Genomic DNA, 25,853 nt, shown 5'->3' on the forward strand with positions numbered 1-25,853 from the left:
TCTATTCTATTTGTTCTAATTCTAAATCAATTTTTACGCTGGCATCTGGCTCGTCCCAATCAAGAACATTCTCTTTTGGAATCATTCCAAGTGGGTCATACTTGTCAAAACGAGTCTCGCCTTCTATTGAGGTTAGCAAAACAACTTTGGATTTTCTCTCCATTTGAGACAGACAAGCTGACTCGTGTACTGTCATTGCTGAATATACCGCTGACGGTACTCACCATTGAATTCAAAACACCTATTGGAACTTTGTTGCCACCTACTACGTAGAGCAACGCACTCTTGATGTTGTTTGGCGGTGCATCTTCGTAAAGCATTTTGATTGAATCTCTAAGTGATGTTTCAACATCTGGTATGTCTTTGCTTGTTGACAGGATGTTTGTCTTAAGCGGTAAAGATGAGTTTTTCAGGGTTGAGACAACGTGCATCAAGGCTGCATTTGTGATTGTATTGCAAGAGTCAGGTGTCAGGTCTGGATTGCTGTCAAGCAAGGCATCGTTATCGATAATTATTGTACAGTCTGAATTTGCCTTCAGTCTCTTCAATGAAACCCCTGAGAAGAAGATCCTGTCTTTTTCAAACTTGAAGGGCATTATTCCAAAGGAAAGTACGCTCTTGCCCAGTTCCTTGCCAATCTGGGATACTACTGGAGCCAAAGCGGCGCCAGATTTTCCTGCCAAGTTAGCCACAATCATGATAGTAGAATAGGATTCTAGTCTCTGGGCAATTGAGCTTCTTGCTCCAAATGATATGCCTCTGATAAGATATGCTGAAGGGTTGAGAACGGGACTGGTATTTATCAAAATCTTGGAAGATTCGTGATTCAGATCCTTTGGGTCATGGCTTATCAGGAGAGAATCGCATCCAAGTCCTTCCTTTATGCTTGTAGCCAATCTGCAGCCTGCTCCGCCCAATCCTACAACTAGAATTGGATCTTGTATCTGAAATTCCATGACTCTATCTTGCTTGCAAAAATGATTAAAAAACTTTGTTGCTTAGTTTTGATCCAAAGTTCGATCTAAAAAATTTAACTTGCAATCTGACCATAAAGACCATGTTTTGCAGCCCTTGTTATTTTCACTTTGATCTTCTGTCCAAGATCGATCTTTTCTTGTACAAAAACAGGCTTGTATGCATAATTGCGACCCTTTATGGTGTCTTCTGAGATCTCATCGAACAAGACATCCCCTTTCCAGCCTACCCATTCTTGGTTTCTCTCATGCGATATCTTGTTTACTAGCTCGGAAAGTTTCTTGCTTCGCTGTACCATATCTGAGACATCTACTTGGTCCATCAAGGCAGCCTTTGTTCCAGATCGTGCGCTGTATCTTGAGAGGTTGACGATATCAGGCCTTGTCTCTTGTATCATCTCAAGTGTATGCTCAAAGTCTTCTTTAGTTTCTGTTGGAAATCCCACTATGACATCGGTGGAAATTGTGAATCTCTCAAATTTCTTCCTAAATTCCTCACTTGACTTTCTGAATGTACTCTGCTGTATGGCCACGCTTCATGTCATTTAGGACTTGGTTGCTTCCGCTTTGGACTGGAATGTGAAGGAACTTGAAGAGTTTGGGGTTTTCAAACGATTTCAGCAGGCTTTCGCGTATTCTTGGCATGTACATTGGGTTCATCATGCCTACACGAATCATGAAATCACGCTCTATCTCTGATACTGAATCTACCAAGCTTGGAAGGTCTGTCCCAATATCAAAACCATAACAACCATTGTCAGTCGATGTTAGCCATACTTCCCTGCATCCTTCATCGATCTCTTGTCTTACCTGCCTCACGATATCCCCTATCCTAAAACTGCGAATCTCTCCCTTTGCTAATTTTGTCTGGCAAAAAGTACACTCGCTCATGCACCCGCTAGCAATCTCCACTATCCCAACAGCAGAGTTTAGACGCACCTTTGGCAATCCAACCTTTGTTGCATCAGAGTCTTCAAGCTCGATTCTTCTGTGTCCCACAAGCGTGGAATCAATTACCTCCAAAGTCTTTCCAAGAGAGTTTGGTCCAAGAAGACTTGCCTTTGGACTAAATTTTTCAACAGTTACAGTCTCTGCCTTTGGAAGGCAGCCAGCCACAACTAGCGGCTTGTTCCTTAATCGTTTTATTCTGCCTACCATCTTGTCTGCAGTTACGTCCTTGACTGAGCATGTAACTATGACATTTAGATCTGCATCAGAAGAATTCTCTGCAAGAGTGTGACCGCCATTTACTACAAGACCTGAAATCATTTCCGAGTCTGCAAAACTTGCAGAGCAACCATATGCCTTCAACCCAGATCCTGGCCATGCTATCCCAATAATGATATTGACTTCTTTTTCACTCATCAATCCCTTTGAGACTACGAGTTGTCGTATTGTCTTTCCAGTCTTGAGAGATTCTTTGTACAGGTCAGCAGAGACCAAATAGCCAAGCTTTGGAGCAAGTAATGTGACTATCACAGGACTATTTTCGATATAGTGTTTGAGCTTCTGTTTGTTTGCACTAAGTCCTGCGACCAGATTGCGTGAAAATATTGGCACGAAATTCTTTAACATGTCTGTTGATTCCAAAACTGCCTTTAGCATTACAGGCAGCATCACGTTGAGCTCAAACTGGCCTGACTGTACTGCAAGAGCTACGGTTGTATCGTTGCCTATGATATCAAAGCATATCATGTTCATGCATTCTGCAAGAGAAGGATTGACCTTTCCTGGCATGATAGAAGAGCCTGCATGAACTGCAGGTATTCCAAGTTCTGATAGACCTGCAACAGGACCTGAGGCCATCAGTCTGATATCGTTTGAAAATCTTCCAATCTCAAGAGCTAAATTTCTAAGCGCCGATGACATGTTTACAACTGCAAATCTGCTCTGCAAACCATATTGCATGTCAGATTGTGGCCTGAGCTGCAGTTTTGAAATCTTGGCAAGCTCTGATATTGCTACAGCTCTGTATCCTTTCGGTGTGTTTGCACCAGTGCCAACAGCTGTTCCACCTAGTGCGATATGTTCCAACTCTTTTTTTGCAGCAAAGACTGCGTCGCGTGCTTTTGCAATAGCTGTACCGTATGCCAGCAAACTCTCCTCCAAGAGTAACGGGAAGAGCATCCATCAAGTGTGTTCTGCCTATTTTTTGGTATCCTGAAAACTCTCTTGCTTTTTTTGTTATTGTTTTGATAAGATCATCAAGTGCAGGGATGACTTGTTTTATGTTGAAAAGTATTGCAACATGCATTGCAGTTGGAAATGTGTCATTGCTTGACTGGTGACATGTTTACATGATCATTTGGATGCAGGACTTTGTCGTCTCCTTTCTTTTTCCAAGAATTTCTAGAGCCACATTTGAAATTACCTCGTTTGTATTCATGTTAAACGCAGTGCCGGCGCCAGAGTTGATTGGTTCTACAAGAAACTGATCAAGAAATTTTCCTGCCAATATTTTGTCGCATGCATTAACAATTGCATTGCCGCGCTTTGCATCTATGGCACGAGTCTTCATGTTGGCAACCGCAGCTGACCTTTTGATCATTACAAAGGCCATTATCAAATTGATGTGCGGCCTGAGGCCTGTTACATGGTATTGGTTGATTGCCCTTGATGTAAAGGCACCATAATATGCATCTGAAGGAATTTTTACCTCGCCTAGAGAATCTCGCTCTGTTCTGTATTCCACGTGCATCGTACAATCAAAATTCCTAATATTCATTCGCATTTGAAAAATTGTAAAATATCTCTCTCTCACAAATAACAATCAAAAGTTGTACTCGTTTTGAAGCAAAAACCCAATAGGTTAATATACTTATAAACAAAATTTGAGATGATGAATAAACGATACAGTATACTGTCCATTGTTGCAGTAGTAGCAGTGGCCAGCGTTCTGTTCGGTAGCACATATTCAAACACACAGGTAGTGTCTGGTAGCGCACAAAGCGTTTCACCAGCTACAATTGACAAAGTCACACCACAGACAATTGATTCTGTCACTGCAAAAGATGTGCAGAACGCAGGTGGTCTGGGATTCAATATGGTCGGAGCGGATGCAATTCCACTAGATCAAGTTGCAGTATGAAAAGGCAGCTGGTCGAACCGTTCATGAAGTTACCCTGACCGCACAAAGCGTAGATCTGCCAATTCCTGGCGGACAGATGTATCATGCAATGACCTTTGACGGTCAAGTTCCTGGTCCAACAATTAGAGTAACACAAGGCGATGTAATCGAAGTTACACTAAACGTACCATCAACTGAGAAGACAGGTCACAGCCTTGATAATCACGCCGGTCAACTCTCTGCAGTGCCAAACTTTTTGGCTGTGATGCCAGGCAAGTCAAACACATACGCATTCATTGCAAACTATCCAGGGGCCTTCAAGTATCACTGTGAAGGTGTAAATGTCATTGGAATGGACCAACATGTTCTTTCCGGAATGTACGGAATGGTTATAGTTGATCCACTCAATGGATATCACAAACTCCTGATAACGAGAACTGCAACACAAGGCGGACATGTCGTACTAAACAATACTTTAGTTGACCCCGCTGCATACGAGTTCACTTTGCAATTCAACCAACTATACCTCAATTCGGACGGATCTTACAACCAAGCCTACATGTTCTTACACAATACAACTTGGACTGTAATCAACGGCAAGCCATTTGGCTATGATCCAGTCGTAACAAAGGTATGGAAGGGTGCCGGCGGTCAAAATGAAGCTGCCCCGTTAATTCTACCAGTTGGCCAACACATACGATACTTCGTAGTGAACCAGGGTAACATGCCGTTATTCTTCCACATTGTGGGAGGACAGATGGACAGAGTTACACAAGGTAACATGGTACAAGCAATGGGCACTCAGACATGGCTTATTGGTGGTTCACAAGATGCAATCATCGATGTAGTCTATGACCAACCAGGAGCATATGTGATAGTCAATCATGACTATGCTGCAATCTTCAGTGGTGCAGCTGCAGTCCAGCTAGCTCAGGCAAGTCCAGCTCCAAATCCATCGGATGCTGTACCTCCAGTCTCGAGCCTACCTGACACAAGCATTGCACAGAAGACATTTGTCCACTGTGAATGCACAAACGATCGTGCTGCCCAACTAGGAAACATGACAGGACAGTAAGTCCATTAATCCCAACTTTTTCCTTTTTTATTCTAGTACCACACAATTATATTCTGTAAATAGTGGTTTTCTTGCATGAGCATGAATCAAACAGTTCTCATCTGTGATCAAGTTGATAAAATATTAAATGAAATTTTACAAAAAAATGGCTTGAAGGTTACATACGAACCGGAAATTATGCCAGATCAGATAAAGGAAAAGATCGGCAACTATGAAATTGTCATAGTACGAAGCAGAACCAAGCTAACAAAAGATTTGATTGAAAAAGCAGACAAGTGCAAAATAATTGCACGGGTTGGAGTGGGCCTTGACAATATCGATGTTGATGCTGCAAAGGCAAAGGGCATCCGGGTCATCAACGCAGTGGAAGGCGCAATGAATGCAGTAGCTGAGCTTGTCCTGGGGTTAATGCTATCTCTTGCAAGGGAGATGCCAAGAGCAGACCGCGAGATACGAAATGGCAAATGGTTAAAGAAAGAATTGATGGGCAGTGAACTTTCAGGAAAATATCTTGGTGTAGTAGGACTGGGCAATATTGGAAAGAAACTTGCAAGACACGCAAAGGCCCTTAACATGAATATCATTGGATATGATGTGATCCCAATACCCGACGAGTTTTCAAGGGAAGTGGGGCTTGTCAAGGCAGATCTTGACACATTGTTGTCAAGTGCAGACTACATCTCATTTCACGTGCCGTTTACTCCAGAGACACATCATCTTGTAAATGCGCAAAGACTGTCAACCATGAAAAAGACCACATACATCATCAATACATCCCGTGGTGAGATAATTGACGAAGATGCCCTTTACAATGCATTAAAGGAAGGAAAGATTGCAGGGGCGGCACTAGATGTCTTTGAGAAAGAACCTGCTGTTGGAAACAAGCTTGCCACTTTGCCAAATGTAATCTGCACACCTCACATAGGAGCCCAGACAAGAGAAGCTCAGGCTTTAGCTGCAAATGTTATAGCAGAAAAGATAATAATGATTCTTCGTGGCGTAATCTAGACTTGGTACGCCTAGCACTCGTAGTGCCTGCATTATTCTTGGTATTTTCTTCACTATCGTCTGTCTTTGCAGACACAGGATCATTTCCAGTTGTTTTTGGCAATACGTATCAGATAAACTATAACGCAAACGGAGTAGTGATACAAGACATTGAGGTAAACCCGACATATGACGAGCTTACAGTGACAGTGCAGGTGTCAAGCCCAAATGCATCCCTTGACCTGACAATACCGCGTGACCTTATTGATTCAAAGCAAGGAAACAACGACATTTCATTTATTGCCGTAGTTGACGGAACACTTGCAGATATGCAAGAAAAGACTCCTACTGCAACAACTAGAACCGTATCGCTACAGCTCACACCGGACAATAAACAAATTGAGATAATTGGAACCTACATGGTAACACCTGTACAAAACGGAGGAGCAACTACTCCAGCACCGAAAACTACACCCACGCCACAGACGTATAACAACACTCCGCCTCCACCAATACAATCTCCATATTCTGGCCCAAAAAATTCAACAATACCGCAACCTCCTACCTGAAACTCCAAAGCCACAACCAAACACAACCCCTGAAAATACTCTACCTAGCACAAACATGACAGGAAGCATTGTTTTTACAATCCCCTATCTTCCAAACGGAACCATCAGTCTCAGTCCAATTGACTGTGCAGTGATTGGGGCAATAGCTATTGTTGTTATAATTGTAATTGCAAGCACTGCAAGAAAAAGAAAATAAGATTGTAAAGAACTAGACTATCATTATTTTTGATTCCAAAAGATACTGTACTACATGCCCGAAATCATTGTCTGAAATGGAACCGTTTGACCACCAGAGTGCATCATTTTTGAACCATGATGGAATAGCAGTCATGTTTTGGTCGTGGTAATCATCTATCTTGATTGTACCTGATTTAACAAGATAGAAAATATTTTCTCCAAATAATCTGTCAGATGTCTGGTTCTGAACCCATGAGCTTGCTACCTCTTTGAACTGTGGGGGAATTACGATATCTCCAGAGTCAACTATCTGAAAACTTGCGATAGCACTTGCTCCGGACATATTGAACCTTCAAAAAGTAAGTTCCGGTAGCATATGTTGTCCTATAAAATGGAAATGGGGCAGTAAAGTTTGAGGTTGGTTTTGTAATTATCATTGGGATAGGACCTGATGATTGGTTTGACTGGTCTATTATCTCTAAAACCGCGTTGCTCCCAGTAACATTTGACACTGTAACCAAAAAAGAGAGATTCTCTCCATATGTGTAAACTGGCTTGCTTGTGGAAATTGAGATCTGGGTTAATCCATGTGACTCGCTAATGGATCCAACAATCAGTAGTCCGGTTGCAAGCAAAAAGATAGTTGCAAATTTCATAAGATCTGCAACAATTCAATTTCATAATAGGGTTTTGAAGCTTGGCATGCATGGGTTGTTCTAACAGAATATTAAGGGGGAATTTAGTAGTGCCGAGTATATGGCAGGTCATCAGGATCAGGTATGGCTCAAGATGTGGAAAGAAAATTCACCCGAGCTTAGAGCTAAAGCCGTAGAATGGAGAAGAGAGCACGCCTTGGAAAGAATTGACAGGCCAAGCAGGTTGCAAAAGGCAAGACAACTTGGATACAAGGCAAAGCAGGGTATAGCAGTAGTAAGAATGCGTGTGGGTAGAGGAAACATGCGCAAAAAGAGACCTGTTGCAGGAAGAAGGCCAAAACACCTCGGTGTACTGCGAATCAAGCCTGCACTTAGCATGCAAAGAGTTGCAGAGCGTAGAGTTTTAGAAAGATTTCCAAACATGAAACTTCTCGGTTCATACTATCTTTACCAAGACGGTATCTATCTATGGTATGAGGTCATACTGGCTGATCCATCGCACCCAAGAATATCTACCGATAGAGAAATGCGCGGCAAAATTTCTGGTTTGAAAAATTGAAGACAGAACTTCTCCTAACCCTTGTACTTGTCCTAGTAGCATCATCCGTCTTATTTTCAACACAGGCCTTGGGTCAGATACAGTTTAAGAATCTCAACCACCCTGGGATAAAATGGGCCTGGCCAATTCATGCAAACCAGTATATCTTTACAGTAAACACTACCTCAAACTATGATATGCAAAATGTTACGTTTAACAATGGTACCAAGACGCTGACATTTTTTGGCAACAGCTCCCACACTGGAAACATTGCCGAAATAGAGATACCAACCAACCTAATTGGAGGAAACTATACTGTTTATCAGAACGGAACGCAACTTTATCCAATTGTACTGAAGAACGCAAATCTCACCACTGTAATCTTGAAATTCAACCAAAGTGGTAAGGTGGAAACTAACATAACAGGAACAACATACCTGCCAGAGTTTTCAGGAATTGCCCCGATGATAATGATGGCATCTTTTGCAATCTTGTTTCTTACTGTGAGATACCGCAAGATCTAAGATTACAAAATCTAGTAGAATCCATTGTTATAGTCTTCCCACATGTTAGAGCGTGTGGTAAACTTGTTTATCTGATAAAATATTCCACCCACTATTCCTGCTTGATAGCATGCATACAGGTACACTTGTGAGTGTGTTGGGTCGCTATGTGTCAGACTCAGTGCAATCATTGTAAAGAAAATATATGTTCCAACAAATGTGAAGACCCTGCTTAGGAAACCATCCATTCCAACTATGCGCTTGGTAGCAGCCGCCATCATTGTAATGCTTGACACTATAAGAAATGTCAATCCACCGTTTGCCTGGACAAACTCGTTTATCCATTTCATCACTCCTTCTTTTAAAATAGAATCCTGTGGGGGATGAGCTCCTCCATGAAGCGCAAATGAGACTGATGTAAATATTGAGCCCATCATGAATATGAACAAAAATATCTTGATTATTCCTCTCCTGATTGGACTACGTGGTGCTGTAGGGGACATTACGCGCTCTGCCATCTTGACCCCATAAAGCAGACCTATGAGAAAAGATGGAATGAACATCAAATCTATAATTATTGGCGACTGTATGATGGCCTGGTTAATGGCGGTACCACAGACCAAGGAAATTAGCATCGAAAGTGCGACTGCTCCGGCAAAGATGCTGATATCTATCCAGCTTCTCTTGTGTCTGAGCTCAAATATGTCAGGTCCCCACTCGTCCAATCCGAGATTTCCTTTATGAGAGATAATTAAAGAAGGAAATCCAAATGATTTTGCCTATTTTATCAACTCATTTTAGGTTCTATTGAGGCAGACATTCTTTGCAGCCTTTTTGCTCTTATTTGGATTTGCCAAGATTATTATCGCTTGATAACAGTAAAGGTGTGATCCAAAATGCCAGCAACCATGATAATTATAATTGGCGTTGCAATTGCCGCAATTGCCATAGCATACTTTTACAAGAGGAAAATAGGAATTCCATTGATAGGCATAGGTGCAGTCATTGCCGCCTTTGGCGTTATATTCTTTTTACAAGGAAACTCTATCGTAGGACCACATTCGTCTTTTATGTACTCTAATCCAAAATGGATTGTAAACGGCGGAGTGATAGCTGCTGCAGGTGTAGGGCTTATTGCATTTGGAGTCGGAATTAGCTTACGACGCCTAAGGTCATAGTCGACCTGACTTTTTCCATCTTTCTTATCTTCTTTGTAATCAGGTTATCCAACTGGACATCAGTGCTTGCTTCTGCCTCAACAACAATGTCATAATCGCCATAGACAACTCTTGCATCTTTTACTCTGTCCATGTGTTTTATCTTCTCTACTATCTCGCCTTCTGCGCCAAGCTCGCAGCCAATCAATATGTATGCTTTTTCCATGGTATTATAACAAAATACAGCTTTAAAATCTTACTTGAAATTGGCTGGATCTTTTGTTCTTGATGAAAATTTGCAAAACTGGATTGATTTGTTATGTTTTATTGCACATTGGGAATTGATTCTAGAGACATTAGAAATGTTGCATAGTTGTTCGTAAACTACCTTAAATCCTTGTCTAGAGTTTTTAAATGACCATATATCTAACAAGCCATATGGGACTTTTTGGTAAAACAAAACAAAAAGACGAGAATGTGGAAAAACTCAGGGCTATATTTGACAGGTTTGAGTATCCTCATCTTGAAAAACTATGTGTTGATGTAATAAAAAAATCGCCAAAATCCCCGGGTGGAGAACATCCAGAAAGGATACAGTATCTAGAATTTATCTGGGAGCAATACAAGAAAGGCGTAATGACTTTTCAGCAAGTCGAGGATTTTGCAGTAGCTCAGCAAATCATACCGAAAAATTTCTTTGAATAATTTTCTAATTGGTAATCTGCAAAGTCTTGAGAAGATTTGTTTTAAGATCATATACCCGTATCAAATGATTGTTAGTGTCCGAGATGTACAGCATATCTTTGTACCACTTGACATCGCTTGGCTCGTATAGTCCAAGAGAGTCACAACCTGGGTCATCAAGTCTGCAAATTCCAGTCGAGTCTTCTTTTCCAATCATTGTTGTCACGGTTTCACTTTTCAGGTCTATGACTCTCAATGCAGAGTTGTATGTATCTGCGACAAAAACTTGGTTTTGTGTTGCACATAATCCAAGCGGGTGCTGGAAGAGTGCACCATTAGTACGACCATCCTTGTGTCCAAAGGAAAAAAGTCCCTGTCCAACAATTGTTCTGACATAACCTGACTTGAGGTCTATCTCACGAACTGATGAAGTCTCGCTGTCTGCAAAATATAGTATGTCGCCTGAAATTGAAAGGCCGCTTGGCTGGGCAAGCTGCGCCCTCATCCTATTCCCATCTATGATGTTTTCATAACCATTTCCTGCAAAGGGGGATACCATGTCTGTCTTTGTGTCATATACCCATATCTGGTGGTTTCCTGCCATGGCAATGAAAATGAAATTGTCCTTTGCCGCCACATCCCAAGGCGAAGAAAGTGCAGTTTCCTTTCCTTTTCCGCCCATTGACATCCAAGGTCCCTGTTTTCCGGTACCAGCAACTGTGATCACCTTGCCTGCAACGATGTCTATCTTTCGTATGGCGTGGTTTTCAGTATCGGCAACAAATATTGCATTATCATAAAAAACCAGTCCCTGAGGCCTAAAAAATGTGGCATCTAAAAAATTTCCGTCTCCCAGTCCTGCCTTTCCACTTCCGATGATTTTCTCAATCTTGCCTGCCATGTCTGTTATGATGATTCGGTTGTGGTTCGAGTCAGAGATTGCTATTTTGTCGTTTGATATTGATAATTTTCCAGGATAAGACAGAGTTGCCTTGTCTTGGAAACCCGATGAGTGATCTTGATTGGCACTTTGGCAAGACCTCCTCTTTTACCGTAATTTTCCAGTAAAACATCTATTGTATCTTGTATGACTTCTTTTTGGCCCTCGCCTGATTGTTTGTACACTATGGTACCACTTGGGTCGATGATCACAATTGTAGGCCAGCCACTGACTTCGTATTTTTGCCAGACTGCCATCTGCCTGTCTACCAAAACGGGGTGTGAAATCTCGTATCTTCTCACTGCTTGCTCTATGTTGTCTCTGTCCTGTTCGTTGAAAAATTTTGCAGAATGAACGCCTATGAATACCACTGGTTTTCCCTCATACCTTCTTTCAAGCTGGGCAAGTACCGGTAGAGTATGCATGCAGTTTATGCAGCAATATGTCCAAAAATCAAGGACAACCACGTGTCCTCTAAGCTTCTCAAGTGAGAGAGACTCACTTGAGTTTATCCAGTCAAAATTGGATGGAAACTCGGGAGCCTTTGTAACTCTGGTGTAAAAGTTGTCAAACATGCTTGCATGTCGTAACAATGACAATAAAAATTATTACTGAAATTCTAGATATGAAGCAGATGTTATCAAAATATGCTGTCTTTTTATTTTCAAACTTGAATTGACTATGCAAATTAAGTCTTGTTCTCCAATGCCTGTGTTGGTTCTCTGAAAGATGTTTAGAAACCTGCCGCAACAGGATCAGATGGTTTGATTATCTCCCTTAGCAACATGGTCGCATACGAGCCCCTTGAAAGTGTGAAACTTACATACGGCGAGTTTACTGCAAAGTCTCTGCAGATCATGACGACATGCCTGAATCCACCCTCTCCGCTTATTTCCTGCATCTCTTTTACAAAGAAATCCTTTGGATTCATCTGCTCTTCGCCAAGTATCTTTGATATCTGGTAATCAAACCTGTTTCTCTTTGAATACGAGTACCCGACAAGAGGCATTGCCAACTTTTGTCCTGGGTCGTTTTGATATCTGCCAAGGTTGTCATCCTTGTCATAGCATACATCATCTGCCTGTGGTGCAAACATGTTTTCTCCCATTTCGTATGCCATGCTGACAGTGCGATTGAAGATAAATGATTGATATGCTTCGACAAAAAATCTTCTCAGGGATATTGGTATTGCACGCAATGCCTTTAGCGCATCGCCATGTGCTATCATTTCTTTGAGTACTATTCTTTCAATGTCCATCTGTGGAGGAACATCGTCGAAGATCTTTTGATAGTTTGTTTTATCCTTGAGTGCCTCTCTGATCTTGTTATTTTCTGCAAAGTCATACTCTGATGTATATGAAAGCAGGACTTCAACGGCCAAGTCAAAGTTTCTCTGCAACAATGCCTTTCCTATGAGGTGCGATACTGCTCTTCTGCTGCCAAATCTCTGATATCCGTAAAAGTTTAGGATTTTTTCATGCTGGTCAAAACCTGAAATCTTTGTAAAATCCGCATCTTGTATATTTATCTTGAAGTGATTTCCAACCATGTCCTTTTTTGTAAGAGGTTTTTGAACATAGCCGATTCTCTCAAGCGTGTACCTGTTTGTTGTAATATTTTCGTGGGCATGCGAGGAGTTCATGTCGCAAACAAACTGCTCAGTTGTGGCATTTGCATCCTTGAGTCCAAGTGCCTTTAACCGCAGGCCATGTTTGTTTAGTATGTCAGAGAGAGCATGATTTGTGTCAATTCCGGATTTTTTTAATCTAAAGACTGCATAGTTTCCAGACTGGGAAATCTTTGAAAGTGTTTTTTCGCGCAAGACTTCGGAGACAAAGAACTGGTCTTGGCTTGTTCGTATCTTTCCTCCCGTACCCAGTGTGTTGGTGCAATAGGTGGAAATTCCGATTAGGTCATCTAGTTTTGGGACCACTTCTTTACTGTATGGTAACTGTAATGAATTGAGATATTGTCACGTCTTGGTATCTTGCACCAATCACTACCTTGTAAGTGCCTGATAGCGCAAAATTGTCAGCAGACAGATTTACAGATACGATTTTTTGTTTGTCAAGTGTTATGGTTTTATCAGCTGGTGTAACTGTAAGATCCTGCGTGCTTGCTGTCTGCTGTGTCAGTATCTCAACTGGGCCGGTTAGCTGCTCGCTTGGACTCAATGTAACATTTACCGTTCCGTTCTGACCTCTGTGTAGCGTAATTGATGAAGCAGATGTATTGAGTGCAAGTGGCAATGGAACAGTTGTATCAAGCACCCCAATGTTGTTTTCAACCCATTCTGGGAACCATACCTTGTTGTGTGAAACTGTAAAGTCAAGCACCTGGGCTACTCCACAATCTGTCTGATTGCCACAATCTGACCAGTTGGGGTTCTTTGTTGGTACTAGGTATTCGACAAGAGATTCTTTTGCAGGGTCAAACACTGCTAGCGAATTTGCCACTTGCTCATTGAACCAAAGTCTTCCTTGATCGTCCATCTGACTCCAATATGGTCTTGTGATTGGTGTCTTTATCAGTCCTGATACATTACCATAAGTTGAGACTTGTGGTACTGGAGTCATGTATTTTGTAAACTGTTGGGACTGTGGGTCAAAGCCAACAAACATGCTGCTTGCAGTGTCTGTCAGCCATATCTTTCCATTTTGTCCAATTGCGAGTCCATTTGGTGCAAGTATTCCAGAAGGAAGTGTATAGTTTGAGAACTGTGAAGTTTGCGGATCATAGCTTACTAAAAGTCCTCCAAGTTGATAATTCCATACTGTATACCAGATTTTGTTTGCAGAATCGACTGCCATATCGCTTGTAAAGTTGTAGTTTCCTGGAGACATGATATTGGTAGTCTTTAGATCAGTGCCTGACTGATCTGTACTGAAAAGGGCAACTTTTCTTCCTGTAAAGTCATTTACCATTACATCAGAGCCATCTGGCTTTAGCATTTGAGGAAATGACTCTGATTGGGTTGAAGTCTTTGGAAATATGAAACTTGAATAATTTTTCAGCTGTGTGTTAAATTCCCATATCAAGCTGTGCTGCGAATCGCTAAACCAAATGTTTCCATCAGGTGCATAGTAGATTCCCCACAACATTGATTTTTCTCCTTTTTGCCATAATGGGTTGTCAAATTCATGAAATGAATTTGTGGCAGGAATAAACTCTGCAATGTTTCCGGTGTTAGTTTCGGTAAACCAGACATTTCCAGAAGGATCTGTAGTAACGGCAAGCGGCTGTGTGCATAGAGTTGGAATCTTAAATTCGGTAATGTACTTTGTCGATTCTGTATTATTCTGACTCTGGCAAAAAGTTGTTCTCTTGTCAGGGGGATAATTATCCATGGGGGTTCCGGTTAGGGCAACCTGGGTGTCTGGCGCTGGGTTGCCATGAAAATATCCTGCTCCTACTACTGTAACAGTCGAAATTATGAAAACTAGCATAAAACCAACAGCTAAAATCTTTTTTGTATTCTTCTTCACAGAAAAAGGGCGGTTTTTACCTCGTTATATTTTATACGTAGTATCTCGTTTTTGTCGTCTTTTACCTCGATATGGTCTGAGTTGAGAAAGACTGTTACCTCGTAGAGCAATTGCAAAATATGTTTTACAAGACAAATATTAAACAAAGAGGTTATAGTTACTTTGCATGTCAAATGACGATCTTGAGAGAGTGACTCTTTTGGAAGTGGTGATGAGCAGGGGAATTCAAGCGCTCACAAGAGATGAGCTTGAACGCCTACACACTCTGTTGGAACAGAAAGATTATTCAAATGATGCCAAAGCTCAAAAATCAAAGAAAAAACTCCTCAAAAAAATTTCAATTGCAATTTATGATAAAGACGAAAAATATGGCAATTCATTTAAAATGAGCTAGACGCAAGGTCAGGCAATGGCTCTATGGAATGTTATACATGCAATATTCCATGACACTTTGTTCATAAAATACGGTCTTGCCGGACTTTTCTTCAATGGGATGTTTTCTTCATTTATTCCAATTCCAACCGAGATCACTACGTCAACTCTGCTTTTGGGAGGTGCAAACCCCTTTCATGTCTTTGTGGTTTTAACAGTTGGCTCTGTAATTGGCGGTTACATTGCATATTATCTTGGGTATAATGGAAGGCTGATCGGAAAATTCCGAAAATCTACTCCAAAATATGAACAAAAAAGTGTGAGCATTATGACAAAGTACGGCTGGAGCACGATAATCTTTGTCTCTCCATGGATTCCAATACTTGGGGATATTGTATCCATAATAGCTGGTACCAAAAAATACAACATAATAAAATATTCTATCGCAATGGCAACTGGAAAGACGGTAAAATCACTTGCAATAGTATTTTTTAGCGTACATTTTTTGCACTGGCTATTTTACGTTCTGCACTAGAAGGTATATTACTTGTATATTGGAACCAAGCCTTGTGAGGCCTGTTTCACCAATCAACTATGATCTGGAATTTGAGCCAGACTTTGATAAATTCAAGTTTAGAGGAAAAGAGAAAATTCTCATAAAGGTACCCAGGCCTACGCGACAGATAATTATGCATTCTGCAGAACTTGAGATTCAAGACTGCACGGTACTCTGGAATGAAAAAAAGATAAGGGCAAAAGTAAGGCTTGATGAGAAAAAAGAAGAACTGGTCCTGAATCTGCCTGAAAAAATATCTGGCAGGGCTGTACTCTTGATTAATTTTGTAGGCACGCTAAATGACAAGCTGGTCGGTTTTTACAGGAGCAAATACGAGTACAAGGGAAAGGAAAAACACCTTGCAACCACACAATTTGAGGCAGCAGATGCAAGACGCGCATTTCCATGCTGGGATGAGCCCGAAGACAAGGCGACATTTGATGTATCGTTAATAGTTGACAGTAACCTAACTGCACTCTCAAACATGCCTGTTGTATCAAAGAAGAGGCTTGGCAAGAAAACATCATTTCGATTTGACACAACCCCTGTCATGTCCACGTATCTTTTGTATCTTGCAGTAGGAGAGTTTGAGTTTCTGCAGGGCAAGTTGGGAAAGACACTTGTTAGAATTGTCACAACTCAAGGAAAGAAAGAACAGGGAAAAATGGCACTCTTGTTTACAAAACAATTCTTGGCATATTTTCAAAAATATTTCAAAATTCCATATCCGCTACCAAAGCTTGACATGATAGCAATTCCAGACTTTGCGTCCGGTGCCATGGAAAATTGGGGTGCAATCACGTTTAGGGAGACTGTACTGCTGTATGATCCAAAGACATCATCCACTGATACAATGCAACACATCGCTGAAGTAATAGCACACGAGCTTGCACACCAGTGGTTTGGCAATCTTGTTACAATGAAATGGTGGAATGATCTTTGGCTCAATGAAAGTTTTGCTACCTTCATGGCAACAAAGGCAGTAGACAAGATTTACCCAGAATGGGATTTCTGGGACCAGTTCCTGATATCTGAGATGACAGGTGGAATGAGCCTTGATTCACTAAAGTCTTCCCATCCAATAGATGTTGATGTAAAAAGTCCTGCAGAGGTTCGACAGATATTTGACGAGATTAGCTACAACAAAGGTGGAAGCGTGCTCATGATGCTGGAAAATTTCATCGGGCCTGACAACTTTCAAAGGGGAATGCATAGCTATCTCAAAAAACACGAATACTCTAATGCTACAACTGAAGATCTCTGGAATTCTCTTGGTGCTGCATCAAGAAAGCCAGTGCGCCAGTTGATGAACACATGGGTGAGGCAGATTGGATATCCAATAGTTGAGGCAAAAGCAATTGATTCTAAAATAAAATTATCACAAAAAAGATTTTTACTTGAAAACGACGGCAAGTCACGACAAGGAAATTGGATAATTCCTGTATCAATTAGGATGGAAGATAAAGTGGTCACAAAGATGATGCGCGGCTCTGTCACTGTACCATATACGAGCAGATGGTTCAAGGTAAATGACGGACAGAAGGGATTCTACAGGGTAAGATATGATGAAAATGCACTAGATAATCTGGGAAGGCTGGTAGAGGAAAAAAAGATATCAAATCTTGACCGCTGGAGCATCCATCATGACTTGACTGCACTTGTGATATCAAACCAATATCAACTCAAGCACTATCTTGACTTTGTAAGACACTATGAAGAAGAAGATGACTATGTTGTGTTGTCTGATATCATTGGATTTCTGAACTTTTTGTATGTCTTGCTCTCGGGAGAAAAGTTCTGGGACGAGATAAAAGAATTCAATCAATATTTCATGAATGTCATATTCCGAAGGATAGGATGGGATAAAGTCAAGGGTGAAAAACCAACATATGCACTATTGAGAAGCAGCCTGATAGGCTCCCTTGCAAAACTCGATGACAAGGAAATAGTGGAAGAAGCAAAATCTAGATTTTCAAATACTCTACGATCAGGTTTGCTGAATCCAGATCTGAGAAGTGCAGTGTACTCTACTGTTGCATGGGATGGAAATCCTGGCACGTATCAACAAATGGTTGGCCTGTATCGCAAGGCATCAACACAGGAAGAGAAGATAAGATTTCTAGGCTCCCTTTCAAACTTTAAAGAAGAAAGATTACTTGCCAAAACTCTTGCCTTTGCATTATCTCGGGAGGTAAGGACGCAGAATCTCTTCATGCCGGTTGCAAGGATGGTTGCAAATCCATATGGAAAAGAATTGGTGTGGCCATGGATTAAAAAGAACTGGAAGGGCCTTGTCAAGAAATTCGGCGTAGGCAATCCATTACTTAACAGAATAATTGGAAGTGTATCTGTTATGGCTGACCTTGAAAAAGAAAAAGAGGTCCGCAGCTTTTTTGTAAAGCACCATGTTCCAGGAACTGAAATGAAACTTGCTCAAAGCCTTGAAAGAATAAGAATCCATGCCAAGTTTCTAAAAAATGCAAGAAAAGAATTTGGACAATAGGTTTTCTTTTTTTTGAAATAAAATTCTCAATGTTTAATAGTGTATCAAATCAGCAAAATCTAATGTCAAACCCATCGCCACAAAAACTCAGGGCAATATCGATAATGTTTCTTGTGGCAGGTGCCTGGGGACTTGCAATGGGGATGTTTTATTTCAAAAATCCTAGTTTTCCTCTTGCTGCACTTGGAGTGATAAATCTAGTACTTGGAATTTTCTTGGGATTTCGCCAGATGCAAAAAAGAGACAGTGGAATGTACAGGAAAAAAAAGTAGCAAAGAATTTTTTGGGCATTTTGGATCTCTTTTTATAATTTGTTACCTTGAGAGTTAGGGATGGTTGACATAAGTGTAGGGTCATTGTTTAGGACAGAATGGATTCTTCCAATCTTTCTTGGCATGATTTTTCTTGCCTCATCTGCTTGCCAAAAAGATTAGACTGCCATATACCATGGTTCTTGTAGGAATAGGAATAGCGGTATCACTTGTACACGTATCGGGATTTGGCATTTTTGATACTTCCAAGTTTCATGTTGACCCAAAATTAATTCTGTATTTCATCGTGCCGCCTTTAATCTATGAAGCCATGATGAAAATAGATAGAGAACAATTCAAGACAGTTAGGATATCGTCATTGTTGCTTGCCACCCTCGGTGTGGTTCTTGCCACCCTAGTGGGTGGATTTTTGCTTTCTTATGTTGCAGGATTGCCAGTCATTGTCGCTTTTGCATTTGCAGCACTCATTGCACCTACAGATGCTGCAATTGTAATCCAGGTATTCAAAAAAGTCAGGGTGCCAAAGGCACTGACAATGCTTATGGAGTCAGAAGCAAGTTTTAACGATGCGACAGGACTTGTTATCTTTTCTTCTATTATTGCAATAGCTGCAGCTCAAGGTTCTGCATTGGGATCGCCTGAAACCATTGGGCAGATAAATGTCAATATTCCAGAACAGATAGTGCATTTTGCCATCGTGTTTTTTGGTGGACTAGCTGTTGGTCTGGGATTTGCAGTTGCCGCCCGCTTTCTCTTCAAGCTCATGGATGAGCCGTTTTCAGAGACTGCGCTTTCCGTTGCTGTCTTGTTTGGTTCTGTAGTTGTCGCAAATGCGTTGCAACTTTCTGGTCTGGTTGCAGCAGCTGCCTCTGGGTTGTATTTTGGTAATTTGGTTATGAAGGGAAAGGGAATAATGAGCGAAAAAACACTAGTGTACAGTTCGCACTTTTGGGAGATGATTGCCTTTTTTGCAAACTCGGTGGCCTTTTTGTATCTTGGACTGAGCATGGATATTCAAAACATGGGAAAGAACCTGCCGCTAATTGCAATGGCATTTGGAGCTGTATTGGCGGCGCGAGCAGCGTCCACATATCCAATACTTGCTGCAACCCATAGATTTACACACGAAAAGTGGCCAAGTGCGTGGAGACATGTAATAATGATAGGTGGCATGAGGGGTGCTCTGTCTGTTGCGCTGGTGGCAACACTTCCAGACAGCAACTTCAAGGATATTTTGGAGCCTATAACATTCGGAGTTGTCCTGTCGTCCCTGATAGTCCAGTATCCTTTGCTGACAAGATATATCAAAAAGGCATTTCCTGAAAATGCCGTACCTCAATAAATTATTTTATCATTATACAAAATTTATTGCAATTGTAAGATTGTCAAAATTATGCTAGGTACTACTGGCTCGTCAACTGGACAGATTGCCTCAATGCCTATACCTTCATCTGCGACCTCAACTGACATCATTATGTTCAAAATGTCATTTTTGTTGAGATATGTTACAGTCTGTGTAATGATGACATCCTTTAGGTCAGAGTCCTTTATCACGGCCCTGACATTGGAATCGTGCACATCTTTGTTGTTTACCCTTAGCCAAAAATCTAGCCAGCGTGGCTTGTCACCTGCTATCTTGCCTACCTGCAGACCAGCTATTACAAGATACATGGCAGCTTGCTTGATCTTGACGTCGGCTCCGTCAAAATCTATGGTGTGCTCTTTTCCCTGTGTGTCTTCTTGATTGTCAAGTATGACCTTCACAGGACCTAGTCTGGTTGGTCTCTGAGTTATGGAAGAAGAGAATTGGCCAAATGCCTTTTGTTCTTGAGGTGGCATTACGATCGTTACTATAACGATACAAATCAATTAAACTTTCCTAGAGTTGTCATTTGTTGTATGTGATATCGATTTTAAAACTAATGTAGATTGTGAAAAAATTAATGCTGGTCTTACATCATCAATTTTTATATAATACAATTGTTGATCAACCATATCTTAAAACATCACATGAAGACTAAATCCAAGCCTGCAAAAAAGAAGATACAAAGAAAAATAAAATTCTCTAGGAAAAGTGCTGCACAAAAAAAGAATCGTAAAGTCTCTGTTCAAAAAAAGAAGCAGAGTGGAGGTGAATCTAACATGCAGCAACAATATAAAAAACTAAAAGAGGAGAATGACCGTCTCATTGCCACTGAGAAACGATATAGGATCCTGTATGACAAAACCCCCACCTTGTTGCGTACTGTCACAATTGATGGGATATTAACAGACTGCAACGAGGCATATCTGAAATCTCTTGGTTATTCCATGGACGAAATAATTGGAAAACAGATTAACGATCACACTGCAACACGAAGCATCAAGGAGATGGATGCAAACGTCGAACATTGGAAAAAAACACATGAGACACTCCCTTCCGAAGTCTGGATGAAAAGAAAAGATGGAAGTATATTCCCAACATTGCTGAGCGGAACAAGTTTGTACGACGAGCATGGCAAGTTGACTGCAAGAACACTTGCAATAGTAGATATGACTGAAATTTATGAGACGCGAGAGAATCTGGAACACAAAGAAGCACGCCTAAGAGAGCGATTCGATGATCTCAAAAAAACCCACGAGCGCCTTGAGACGGCAGAAAAGACATATCGCACTCTGTACGAGAAATCGCCCAGCCTGCTTCGTACCATTACAATTGATGGGATATTAACAGACTGCAACGAGGCATACATGAAATCCCTTGGCTATACGAAAGAAAAGATAATCGGAATGTCAATTTATGATCACACTGCGGAAAGAAGCCTAAATGATTTGAAAGACGATTACGAAAAATGGCGCGAAACTCATGAGGTATCACACAGAGAGATCTGGATGAAAAGAAAAGACGGGAGCATATTTCCAACGGTACTGAGCGGAGCAAGCTTGTACGATGAAAATAACAACATCATTGGTAGAACTGTGGCCTTGACTGACATATCAGAACTGCGGGAAACAATGGATCATGTACAGGAACTTGAAAAAGTGGACCAACTAAAAGAAGAATTTTTGTCAATGGTCACACACGAGCTAAAATCTCCATTAACCCCAATCATTGGATTTGCACAGGCTCTAAAAAGAACAAAAATGCTCGGTGATCTAAATGCTAAACAACTAGATGCGGTGGAGACCATACTTGCAAGTGCAGTCAGGTTAAAGAAGCTAATAGGTGACCTGCTTGATGCACAAAAACTAGATTTGGGAAAAATGAAGTTCGATCATGCCGATATCAAAGTTGATGAATTGTTAAAACGAATAGAATCAGCATTTACGTATACTGCAAAAGAAAAAAATATTACATTTGTCAACAGCAATACAGAAAACACGATTATAAACAGTGACAGGGACAGAATAGAGCAGGTAATGACAAACTTAATTTATAATGCTATAGACTTTGTACCAAAAGAAGGAGGTAGAATAGAAATAAACGCAAAATCCAGATGGCAATAACATGTCTTTTTCAGTAATAGATAATGGAATCGGGATTCCTGAGGAAAAGCAAAAGAATCTATTCCAAAAGTTCTACCAAGCGGAAACTTCGCATGACCAGAAAACATGGTGGATCGGGCTTGGGGCTCTCTATTTGTAAGGGAATCGTAGAAGGACTAGGCGGCAGTATTGGGGTATCAAGCAAACCAGGCGTAGGATCTACGTTTTATTTCACTGTTACCAAAGGAGAAGATGTAACTTGCGCATACTTGGAGTAGACGACAACACTGACATTACAAAACTTCTCAATACCATACTGTCAAGTGAAGGTCACGAATTCTCGTCTGTTGACAACGGTCGTGAAGGTTTGAAGCGCATGAGAGAACAGAGTTATGATTTGATATTTCTTGATCTGTCCATGCCGGGATTCTCCGGATTAGATGTGGTTCGAAGAGCTTGTCAAGGACGGCAACATCAACAAACAAAAAATTGTCCTGTTTACAGCATCTTCAGTATCTGATATAGAGATAAACAACTTGATAAAAAAAGGAGTCCACTCGTGTCTTAGAAAACCAGTAGACATTGATGCAGTACTTGACAAAGTAAGTCAGTTTCAGTAACTAGTTTTTCGGCTTGTTTTCAAAAACAGGAAGTCTTCCTGTCACTTCATATATTTTCTTCTTCATATCATCGTAGGAAAATTCCAGTTTGCCGTTTTCTTCTTTTGTGGATGATTCACCAATTAGCTTGCAAACAGAGTTTATCTCTTCCATCAAGGAAGGATCTAGCGTGTCGTTTGCAAAATATAATGTGCTGCGTATTGCTTCTATCGCAGGTTTTATTTTTTCCATATGCTCATTAATTTTTTCAATGATCTCTTCTTTTCCATCTTCTTTTTTGTTGAATTCGATAACCAGCCTGTTAACAAAACCCACCGTAAACAAAAGTGTTGTAAAATGATTTTTTATGTCATATATGGCATACTTTAGACGTCTTTGTCTTAGGAGTTCCTGCTCTTGAAGTATCCTGTGTTGCTGCAATGCGATATCTTTTGTTTCTTCTGCTATCTCAGACAAAACATCTTGATAATAATCAGAATATGCCATGATTGCAAGTGATATGAAGATGCCTATTGAAGTGCTAATTATTAGGCCTGCCCATCCGCTTACGTCACCATCACTTGTGAGAAATTCAATGTGTTGATAATATTGGAGATAAAGCATCAGGACTATGGTGCCGACAGTTATGACGACAATCTGGAGAATTATGTAAAGTATCATTCTCTTACGGCCAGGGTCAGAATCTTTTCTCATCACCAATATTTTGTCTAGTCTTTTTTAAAGTCATTCGCTTCTCGGTGAGACCGAAATATCACAAACTGCCTGTGAAACATTGGTTTGGTATTGCCCTATGAGAGGGCATAAAACTGAAGCGGTGGAATTTTCTACTTTTACCTGGGGAAGCGATCTTTTTGTACTGTTCTGGGTCTGGAATTTTCCAGGGTTTTTACTTTGCCGACTATTTATAGGGGAAGTATAGATCCAATATTAAAATAAAAGTAGGTAATTCTATCTATAATATCAATGGCTCAACTGGAGATCCAAATAGGCGTCAGCTCACTTATCAACAAGTGCGTAAAGCTAGAAGAGTCGATCAACTCTCTTGGCGTGATGATAAAAGGACTACGCGAAAAAAGGGCAATTTTGGAAAAACAGATAGAAGATACCTCAGTTGACCTAAAAAATCTACGAGGTAAAGTGAGCAGCGTATCTCAATATATTGAAGAAGAGAAAAAGGGGCTGACCGTTCTCTCACAACGAAGGGCAACAATCGAAATGGAAGCCGATGATCTAGGTGGCCTTGTTAGTACTCTGCGAGAAAACATTTCATTAATAGATGAGACCATGAGTGCAGAACACGAGCACATAAAACAAATCACTCCGCCGGAATAAGACTTTAATTTTCTGTCTTTCTCATGGATCAAAATTGTTGATCGCTGGATCATTTTGCGATCAATGTGGATCATTTGTCGATCAATGATCGGATCTAGATGAAGTTAATTTGATGAAACTTGGAATTAATTTCATGATTTTAATTTATTTTTATAAAATTAAAATTATTGATCGATTTTTTTATTTCAACAAAACTGTTTTTGGTTATCGATCATTTCTTGTTGCATGATCTTTAAATCATAGTTTTTGATGGGATATCATAATGGTTGAATTATCCTATCCGGGAGTTTACGTTGTAGAAGTTCCGCCAGTTGCGCGAGCTATTACAGCAGCATCAACTTCGACTGCAGCCTTTATTGGCATGGCAGAACGAGGTCCAATAAATGAAGCAATTCTAGTCACAAGCCTGACAGAATTTTTTGACAGATTCGGTGGATTTACAAATAAAGATTTACTCGGAGTCAAAGAATACCGTGATGGTGAAGTATACCTTCCATATGCGGTTTGGGCTTTCTTCCAAAACGGAGGCTCAAAATGTTATATCATTCGCCTTGCACCAGGTGCACAGGCAGCCAAGGTAATTGTCTCAAAAGGTGGCAAACCAGGCGCAGAAAAGCCAACTAAAGGTGCAACACCAACTGCGGAAGCAACTGTTACAGCAACAGAACCGCCCTTTGGAGAAGCAGAGGGAGAATTTGCAGGCGATGGATTGTTCAAGGTGTGGGCAAATAGCCAAGGCGTCTGGGGCAATGGTCTTGAACTACAAGTAAGCAAGGGTTCTAACCAAATTATAGTTAAAAAAGACGGACAGGACGTAAAGGAAGACACTTTCAGACTCGATGTGACGCTACATGGAGCAGTTGTTGAAACATTTGACGGTCTCTCGATGCGAAAAGATCATCAGAGCTTTGTCAAAAACAACATAAATGATCTTTCAAAATACCTCAGAATAACAATGGTTGCAGATGAAGGTGCACTACCTGCTCCTGCTTCATACACGTTGGGAGGAGGAAGTGCTCCAACAGATGTTACAAATAAAGAAGTAGCAAACCAGTTGACTGATGGAACAAGTGCTCTGGACAAGGTAACTGATGTTAGCTTGATTGCAGCACCTGGATACGTAGATGAAACAGGCGAGATTGCAAATATGGGATTCAGATATGTTGAAGGCCACAGAAACCAACTAGGCGATGCATTTTTCATAGCAGACGTACCAAAGAAAGTAAGCACAAGAGATTCCGGCTTGGCATTTGTCAAGTCACTTACTCCGGGAGTGAATGGCTATGGTGCTGTTTACTTTCCATGGGTAAAAGCACGTGATCAGATAGCAAAGGGAACAAATCCAGTAATTTTGTTGCCCCCATCTGGTTTCATGGCTGGGCTTTATGCACGAATTGATAATACCAGAGGAGTTTGGAAGTCACCAGCTGGAACTGAAGCATCCGTTGCTGGAGTTTTAGGATTGGCCACAAACTTGACTGACAAGGACCAAGGTGTGATAAACTTGGCAGGATTGAATGCAATAAGATCTTTCCCAGGAAAAGGTACATTGGTATGGGGCGCAAGAACTCCATCGCCTGACATTGCTTGGAGATATCTATCCGTTAGAAGGATGGCAAACTTCCTCAAGTCAAGCATCTATGATGGAATACAATGGGCAGTCTTTGAACCAAATGACGCACCACTGTGGTCTGCATTAAAGATGAATATTGAAGGATTCATGCGAGACTTGTTCAGACAAGGCGCATTTGAAGGAGCAACAACTGATCAAGCCTTCTTTGTAAAATGTGACGCTGAAACCACAACACCAACTGATCAACAAAAAGGCATTGTCAATGTCTTGGTTGGATTTGCACCCTTGAAGCCAGCAGAGTTCATAGTAATCAAATTGAGCCAAAAGGTGGCTCAGGAGAAGTAGGAG

The 25,853-nt window shown here is 40.9% G+C and carries 31 protein-coding genes and 4 pseudogenes; 20 read left to right on the forward strand and 15 right to left on the reverse strand.

All coding sequences use genetic code 11. The annotated features are described in order from the left end of the window. Window position 1: 1 nt before the first annotated feature. The 5 genes and pseudogenes from DYY67_RS10885 to DYY67_RS11910 form a co-directional block, all read right to left on the reverse strand. Complete coding sequence (locus DYY67_RS10885; protein WP_255492846.1) at window positions 2–139, reverse strand: hypothetical protein; 138 nt, start codon at window positions 137–139, stop codon at window positions 2–4. Next, on the reverse strand, window positions 105–956 hold the full coding sequence (locus DYY67_RS05200) for a cell division protein FtsZ (protein WP_255492847.1): 852 nt from the start codon (window positions 954–956) through the stop codon (window positions 105–107). The genes DYY67_RS10885 and DYY67_RS05200 overlap by 35 nt, the downstream gene beginning before the upstream one ends. 74 nt (window positions 957–1,030) lie before the next feature. Next, window positions 1,031–2,301 (reverse strand): annotated as a pseudogene (locus DYY67_RS05205) (tRNA (N(6)-L-threonylcarbamoyladenosine(37)-C(2))-methylthiotransferase). 71 nt (window positions 2,302–2,372) lie between these two features. Next, window positions 2,373–2,999 (reverse strand): annotated as a pseudogene (locus DYY67_RS11905) (lyase family protein); the annotation flags it as partial. Further along, a pseudogene (locus tag DYY67_RS11910) lies at window positions 2,884–3,705 on the reverse strand (lyase family protein). The pseudogenes DYY67_RS11905 and DYY67_RS11910, both read right to left, overlap by 116 nt. 108 nt (window positions 3,706–3,813) lie before the next feature. Between DYY67_RS11910 and DYY67_RS05215 the strand changes: the two are divergent. The 5 genes from DYY67_RS05215 to DYY67_RS05235 all read left to right on the forward strand — a co-directional run bounded on the left by DYY67_RS05215 (window position 3,814) and on the right by DYY67_RS05235 (window position 6,868). Continuing rightward, window positions 3,814–4,062 (forward strand): hypothetical protein, encoded by a 249-nt coding sequence (locus tag DYY67_RS05215; protein WP_166391324.1) that lies wholly within the window; start codon window positions 3,814–3,816, stop codon window positions 4,060–4,062. Then, entirely contained in the window at window positions 4,052–5,116 is a 1,065-nt protein-coding gene (locus DYY67_RS05220; RefSeq protein ID WP_166391326.1) for a multicopper oxidase domain-containing protein, read from the forward strand. Before DYY67_RS05215 ends, DYY67_RS05220 begins: the two co-directional genes overlap by 11 nt. Before the next feature lie 75 nt (window positions 5,117–5,191). Then, window positions 5,192–6,124: a D-2-hydroxyacid dehydrogenase gene (locus DYY67_RS05225; RefSeq protein WP_166391328.1), complete on the forward strand. Its 933-nt coding sequence runs from the start codon at window positions 5,192–5,194 to the stop codon at window positions 6,122–6,124. 2 nt (window positions 6,125–6,126) lie between these two features. Beyond that, window positions 6,127–6,672, forward strand: a complete 546-nt coding sequence (locus tag DYY67_RS05230) for a hypothetical protein (protein ID WP_166391330.1) — start codon at window positions 6,127–6,129, stop codon at window positions 6,670–6,672. Between the two features lie 55 nt (window positions 6,673–6,727). Beyond that, window positions 6,728–6,868, forward strand: coding sequence for a hypothetical protein (locus DYY67_RS05235; protein WP_166391332.1), 141 nt, complete (start codon window positions 6,728–6,730; stop codon window positions 6,866–6,868). Window positions 6,869–6,880: 12 nt separating this feature from the next. Here the strand turns inward: DYY67_RS05235 and DYY67_RS05240 are convergent, their stop codons facing one another. Both DYY67_RS05240 and DYY67_RS05245 read right to left on the reverse strand, forming a co-directional pair. Then, window positions 6,881–7,192: a hypothetical protein gene (locus DYY67_RS05240; protein WP_166391334.1), complete on the reverse strand. Its 312-nt coding sequence runs from the start codon at window positions 7,190–7,192 to the stop codon at window positions 6,881–6,883. After that, complete coding sequence (locus tag DYY67_RS05245; RefSeq protein ID WP_166391336.1) at window positions 7,152–7,505, reverse strand: hypothetical protein; 354 nt, start codon at window positions 7,503–7,505, stop codon at window positions 7,152–7,154. Before DYY67_RS05245 ends, DYY67_RS05240 begins: the two co-directional genes overlap by 41 nt. Window positions 7,506–7,605: 100 nt before the next feature. Here DYY67_RS05245 and DYY67_RS05250 point away from each other — a divergent pair, with 100 nt between their 5' ends. Both DYY67_RS05250 and DYY67_RS05255 read left to right on the forward strand, forming a co-directional pair. Next, window positions 7,606–8,064: a 50S ribosomal protein L15e gene (locus DYY67_RS05250; protein ID WP_166391338.1), complete on the forward strand. Its 459-nt coding sequence runs from the start codon at window positions 7,606–7,608 to the stop codon at window positions 8,062–8,064. Further along, window positions 8,061–8,567 carry a hypothetical protein gene (locus tag DYY67_RS05255; RefSeq protein ID WP_166391340.1) on the forward strand — a complete coding sequence of 169 codons (507 nt, stop codon included), beginning with the start codon at window positions 8,061–8,063 and terminating at the stop codon, window positions 8,565–8,567. The genes DYY67_RS05250 and DYY67_RS05255 overlap by 4 nt, the downstream gene beginning before the upstream one ends. A gap of 11 nt (window positions 8,568–8,578) precedes the next feature. On the opposite strand, the gene DYY67_RS05260 is transcribed toward DYY67_RS05255, so the two are convergent. After that, a complete protein-coding gene (locus DYY67_RS05260; RefSeq protein WP_168711840.1) occupies window positions 8,579–9,271 on the reverse strand; it encodes a hypothetical protein in 693 nt (230 codons plus the stop codon). A gap of 183 nt (window positions 9,272–9,454) precedes the next feature. Here DYY67_RS05260 and DYY67_RS05265 point away from each other — a divergent pair, with 183 nt between their 5' ends. Beyond that, window positions 9,455–9,724 carry a hypothetical protein gene (locus DYY67_RS05265; protein ID WP_255492848.1) on the forward strand — a complete coding sequence of 90 codons (270 nt, stop codon included), beginning with the start codon at window positions 9,455–9,457 and terminating at the stop codon, window positions 9,722–9,724. Here the strand turns inward: DYY67_RS05265 and DYY67_RS05270 are convergent. After that, entirely contained in the window at window positions 9,699–9,929 is a 231-nt protein-coding gene (locus DYY67_RS05270; RefSeq protein ID WP_166391342.1) for an Lrp/AsnC ligand binding domain-containing protein, read from the reverse strand. The two genes, DYY67_RS05265 and DYY67_RS05270, sit on opposite strands and share 26 nt — an antisense overlap. A 212-nt stretch (window positions 9,930–10,141) precedes the next feature. On the opposite strand from DYY67_RS05270, the gene DYY67_RS05275 reads away from it, so the two are divergent. After that, on the forward strand, window positions 10,142–10,408 hold the full coding sequence (locus DYY67_RS05275; RefSeq protein ID WP_166391344.1) for a hypothetical protein: 267 nt from the start codon (window positions 10,142–10,144) through the stop codon (window positions 10,406–10,408). A 4-nt stretch (window positions 10,409–10,412) separates the two neighbouring features. On the opposite strand, the gene DYY67_RS05280 is transcribed toward DYY67_RS05275, so the two are convergent. From DYY67_RS05280 to DYY67_RS05295, 4 genes are all read right to left on the reverse strand, one after another. Next, window positions 10,413–11,288: a hypothetical protein gene (locus DYY67_RS05280; RefSeq protein WP_166391346.1), complete on the reverse strand. Its 876-nt coding sequence runs from the start codon at window positions 11,286–11,288 to the stop codon at window positions 10,413–10,415. Window positions 11,289–11,329: 41 nt separating this feature from the next. Beyond that, window positions 11,330–11,902, reverse strand: coding sequence for a thioredoxin-like domain-containing protein (locus DYY67_RS05285; protein WP_166391348.1), 573 nt, complete (start codon window positions 11,900–11,902; stop codon window positions 11,330–11,332). A gap of 158 nt (window positions 11,903–12,060) precedes the next feature. Beyond that, entirely contained in the window at window positions 12,061–13,260 is a 1,200-nt protein-coding gene (truD, locus tag DYY67_RS05290) for a tRNA pseudouridine(13) synthase TruD (protein ID WP_166391350.1), read from the reverse strand. Between the two features lie 4 nt (window positions 13,261–13,264). Next, entirely contained in the window at window positions 13,265–14,812 is a 1,548-nt protein-coding gene (locus DYY67_RS05295) for a Vgb family protein (protein ID WP_166391352.1), read from the reverse strand. A 166-nt stretch (window positions 14,813–14,978) separates the two neighbouring features. Between DYY67_RS05295 and DYY67_RS05300 the strand changes: the two genes are divergently transcribed. The 5 genes from DYY67_RS05300 (at window position 14,979) to DYY67_RS05320 (ending at window position 19,857) form a co-directional block, all read left to right on the forward strand. Further along, window positions 14,979–15,206, forward strand: coding sequence for a hypothetical protein (locus tag DYY67_RS05300; RefSeq protein ID WP_166391354.1), 228 nt, complete (start codon window positions 14,979–14,981; stop codon window positions 15,204–15,206). A 15-nt stretch (window positions 15,207–15,221) separates the two neighbouring features. Then, a complete protein-coding gene (locus DYY67_RS05305) occupies window positions 15,222–15,719 on the forward strand; it encodes a YqaA family protein (protein WP_166391356.1) in 498 nt (165 codons plus the stop codon). Between the two features lie 19 nt (window positions 15,720–15,738). Beyond that, on the forward strand, window positions 15,739–18,243 hold the full coding sequence (locus tag DYY67_RS05310; RefSeq protein ID WP_168711841.1) for a M1 family metallopeptidase: 2,505 nt from the start codon (window positions 15,739–15,741) through the stop codon (window positions 18,241–18,243). A gap of 62 nt (window positions 18,244–18,305) precedes the next feature. Next, the gene (locus DYY67_RS05315; RefSeq protein ID WP_166391358.1) at window positions 18,306–18,515 is read left to right on the forward strand and encodes a hypothetical protein; all 210 of its coding nucleotides are present in this window, start codon (window positions 18,306–18,308) and stop codon (window positions 18,513–18,515) included. 133 nt (window positions 18,516–18,648) lie between these two features. Then, window positions 18,649–19,857, forward strand: coding sequence for a cation:proton antiporter (locus DYY67_RS05320; protein ID WP_166391360.1), 1,209 nt, complete (start codon window positions 18,649–18,651; stop codon window positions 19,855–19,857). 23 nt (window positions 19,858–19,880) lie between these two features. On the opposite strand, the gene DYY67_RS05325 is transcribed toward DYY67_RS05320, so the two are convergent. Beyond that, entirely contained in the window at window positions 19,881–20,354 is a 474-nt protein-coding gene (locus DYY67_RS05325; RefSeq protein WP_166391362.1) for a hypothetical protein, read from the reverse strand. Window positions 20,355–20,525: 171 nt separating this feature from the next. Between DYY67_RS05325 and DYY67_RS05330 the strand changes: the two genes are divergently transcribed. The 4 genes and pseudogenes from DYY67_RS05330 to DYY67_RS05350 all read left to right on the forward strand — a co-directional run bounded on the left by DYY67_RS05330 (window position 20,526) and on the right by DYY67_RS05350 (window position 22,600). Further along, window positions 20,526–22,001, forward strand: coding sequence for a PAS domain-containing sensor histidine kinase (locus DYY67_RS05330; protein ID WP_166391364.1), 1,476 nt, complete (start codon window positions 20,526–20,528; stop codon window positions 21,999–22,001). A gap of 1 nt (window position 22,002) precedes the next feature. Then, window positions 22,003–22,258: pseudogene (locus DYY67_RS11745) on the forward strand (ATP-binding protein). After that, window positions 22,240–22,500, forward strand: a complete 261-nt coding sequence (locus DYY67_RS11915; protein ID WP_166391370.1) for a response regulator — start codon at window positions 22,240–22,242, stop codon at window positions 22,498–22,500. Before DYY67_RS11745 ends, DYY67_RS11915 begins: the two are co-directional and overlap by 19 nt. After that, entirely contained in the window at window positions 22,421–22,600 is a 180-nt protein-coding gene (locus DYY67_RS05350; protein WP_166391274.1) for a hypothetical protein, read from the forward strand. The genes DYY67_RS11915 and DYY67_RS05350 overlap by 80 nt, the downstream gene beginning before the upstream one ends. On the opposite strand, the gene DYY67_RS05355 is transcribed toward DYY67_RS05350, so the two are convergent. Beyond that, window positions 22,601–23,293: a hypothetical protein gene (locus tag DYY67_RS05355; protein ID WP_166391372.1), complete on the reverse strand. Its 693-nt coding sequence runs from the start codon at window positions 23,291–23,293 to the stop codon at window positions 22,601–22,603. Window positions 23,294–23,563: 270 nt separating this feature from the next. Here DYY67_RS05355 and DYY67_RS05360 point away from each other — a divergent pair, with 270 nt between their 5' ends. Further along, window positions 23,564–23,932 (forward strand): transcriptional regulator, encoded by a 369-nt coding sequence (locus DYY67_RS05360; RefSeq protein WP_166391373.1) that lies wholly within the window; start codon window positions 23,564–23,566, stop codon window positions 23,930–23,932. Window positions 23,933–24,194: 262 nt separating this feature from the next. Continuing rightward, on the forward strand, window positions 24,195–25,850 hold the full coding sequence (locus tag DYY67_RS05365) for a phage tail sheath family protein (protein WP_166391375.1): 1,656 nt from the start codon (window positions 24,195–24,197) through the stop codon (window positions 25,848–25,850). The last annotated feature ends 3 nt before the right edge of the window (window positions 25,851–25,853 follow it).

The sequence above is a fragment of the Candidatus Nitrosotalea sp. TS genome, assembly GCF_011319465.1.
Lineage (GTDB): Archaea > Thermoproteota > Nitrososphaeria > Nitrososphaerales > Nitrosopumilaceae > Nitrosotalea.

What these genes read in the sequence shown, in the direction of transcription:
- DYY67_RS05200 (WP_255492847.1), bottom strand. Translation starts at nt 956, where the DNA reads ATGGAATTTCAGATACAAGATCCAATTCTAGTTGTAGGATTGGGCGGA.
- DYY67_RS05215 (WP_166391324.1), top strand. Translation starts at nt 3,814, where the DNA reads ATGAATAAACGATACAGTATACTGTCCATTGTTGCAGTAGTAGCAGTG.
- DYY67_RS05225 (WP_166391328.1), top strand. Translation starts at nt 5,192, where the DNA reads ATGAGCATGAATCAAACAGTTCTCATCTGTGATCAAGTTGATAAAATA.
- DYY67_RS05235 (WP_166391332.1), top strand. Translation starts at nt 6,728, where the DNA reads ATGACAGGAAGCATTGTTTTTACAATCCCCTATCTTCCAAACGGAACC.
- DYY67_RS05240 (WP_166391334.1), bottom strand. Translation starts at nt 7,192, where the DNA reads ATGTCCGGAGCAAGTGCTATCGCAAGTTTTCAGATAGTTGACTCTGGA.
- DYY67_RS05245 (WP_166391336.1), bottom strand. Translation starts at nt 7,505, where the DNA reads ATGAAATTTGCAACTATCTTTTTGCTTGCAACCGGACTACTGATTGTT.
- DYY67_RS05250 (WP_166391338.1), top strand. Translation starts at nt 7,606, where the DNA reads ATGGCAGGTCATCAGGATCAGGTATGGCTCAAGATGTGGAAAGAAAAT.
- DYY67_RS05265 (WP_255492848.1), top strand. Translation starts at nt 9,455, where the DNA reads ATGATAATTATAATTGGCGTTGCAATTGCCGCAATTGCCATAGCATAC.
- DYY67_RS05270 (WP_166391342.1), bottom strand. Translation starts at nt 9,929, where the DNA reads ATGGAAAAAGCATACATATTGATTGGCTGCGAGCTTGGCGCAGAAGGC.
- DYY67_RS05275 (WP_166391344.1), top strand. Translation starts at nt 10,142, where the DNA reads ATGGGACTTTTTGGTAAAACAAAACAAAAAGACGAGAATGTGGAAAAA.
- DYY67_RS05280 (WP_166391346.1), bottom strand. Translation starts at nt 11,288, where the DNA reads ATGGCAGGCAAGATTGAGAAAATCATCGGAAGTGGAAAGGCAGGACTG.
- DYY67_RS05285 (WP_166391348.1), bottom strand. Translation starts at nt 11,902, where the DNA reads ATGTTTGACAACTTTTACACCAGAGTTACAAAGGCTCCCGAGTTTCCA.
- DYY67_RS05300 (WP_166391354.1), top strand. Translation starts at nt 14,979, where the DNA reads ATGTCAAATGACGATCTTGAGAGAGTGACTCTTTTGGAAGTGGTGATG.
- DYY67_RS05305 (WP_166391356.1), top strand. Translation starts at nt 15,222, where the DNA reads ATGGCTCTATGGAATGTTATACATGCAATATTCCATGACACTTTGTTC.
- DYY67_RS05315 (WP_166391358.1), top strand. Translation starts at nt 18,306, where the DNA reads ATGTCAAACCCATCGCCACAAAAACTCAGGGCAATATCGATAATGTTT.
- DYY67_RS05325 (WP_166391362.1), bottom strand. Translation starts at nt 20,354, where the DNA reads ATGCCACCTCAAGAACAAAAGGCATTTGGCCAATTCTCTTCTTCCATA.
- DYY67_RS05330 (WP_166391364.1), top strand. Translation starts at nt 20,526, where the DNA reads ATGAAGACTAAATCCAAGCCTGCAAAAAAGAAGATACAAAGAAAAATA.
- DYY67_RS05350 (WP_166391274.1), top strand. Translation starts at nt 22,421, where the DNA reads ATGTGGTTCGAAGAGCTTGTCAAGGACGGCAACATCAACAAACAAAAA.
- DYY67_RS05355 (WP_166391372.1), bottom strand. Translation starts at nt 23,293, where the DNA reads ATGAGAAAAGATTCTGACCCTGGCCGTAAGAGAATGATACTTTACATA.
- DYY67_RS05360 (WP_166391373.1), top strand. Translation starts at nt 23,564, where the DNA reads ATGGCTCAACTGGAGATCCAAATAGGCGTCAGCTCACTTATCAACAAG.
- DYY67_RS05365 (WP_166391375.1), top strand. Translation starts at nt 24,195, where the DNA reads ATGGTTGAATTATCCTATCCGGGAGTTTACGTTGTAGAAGTTCCGCCA.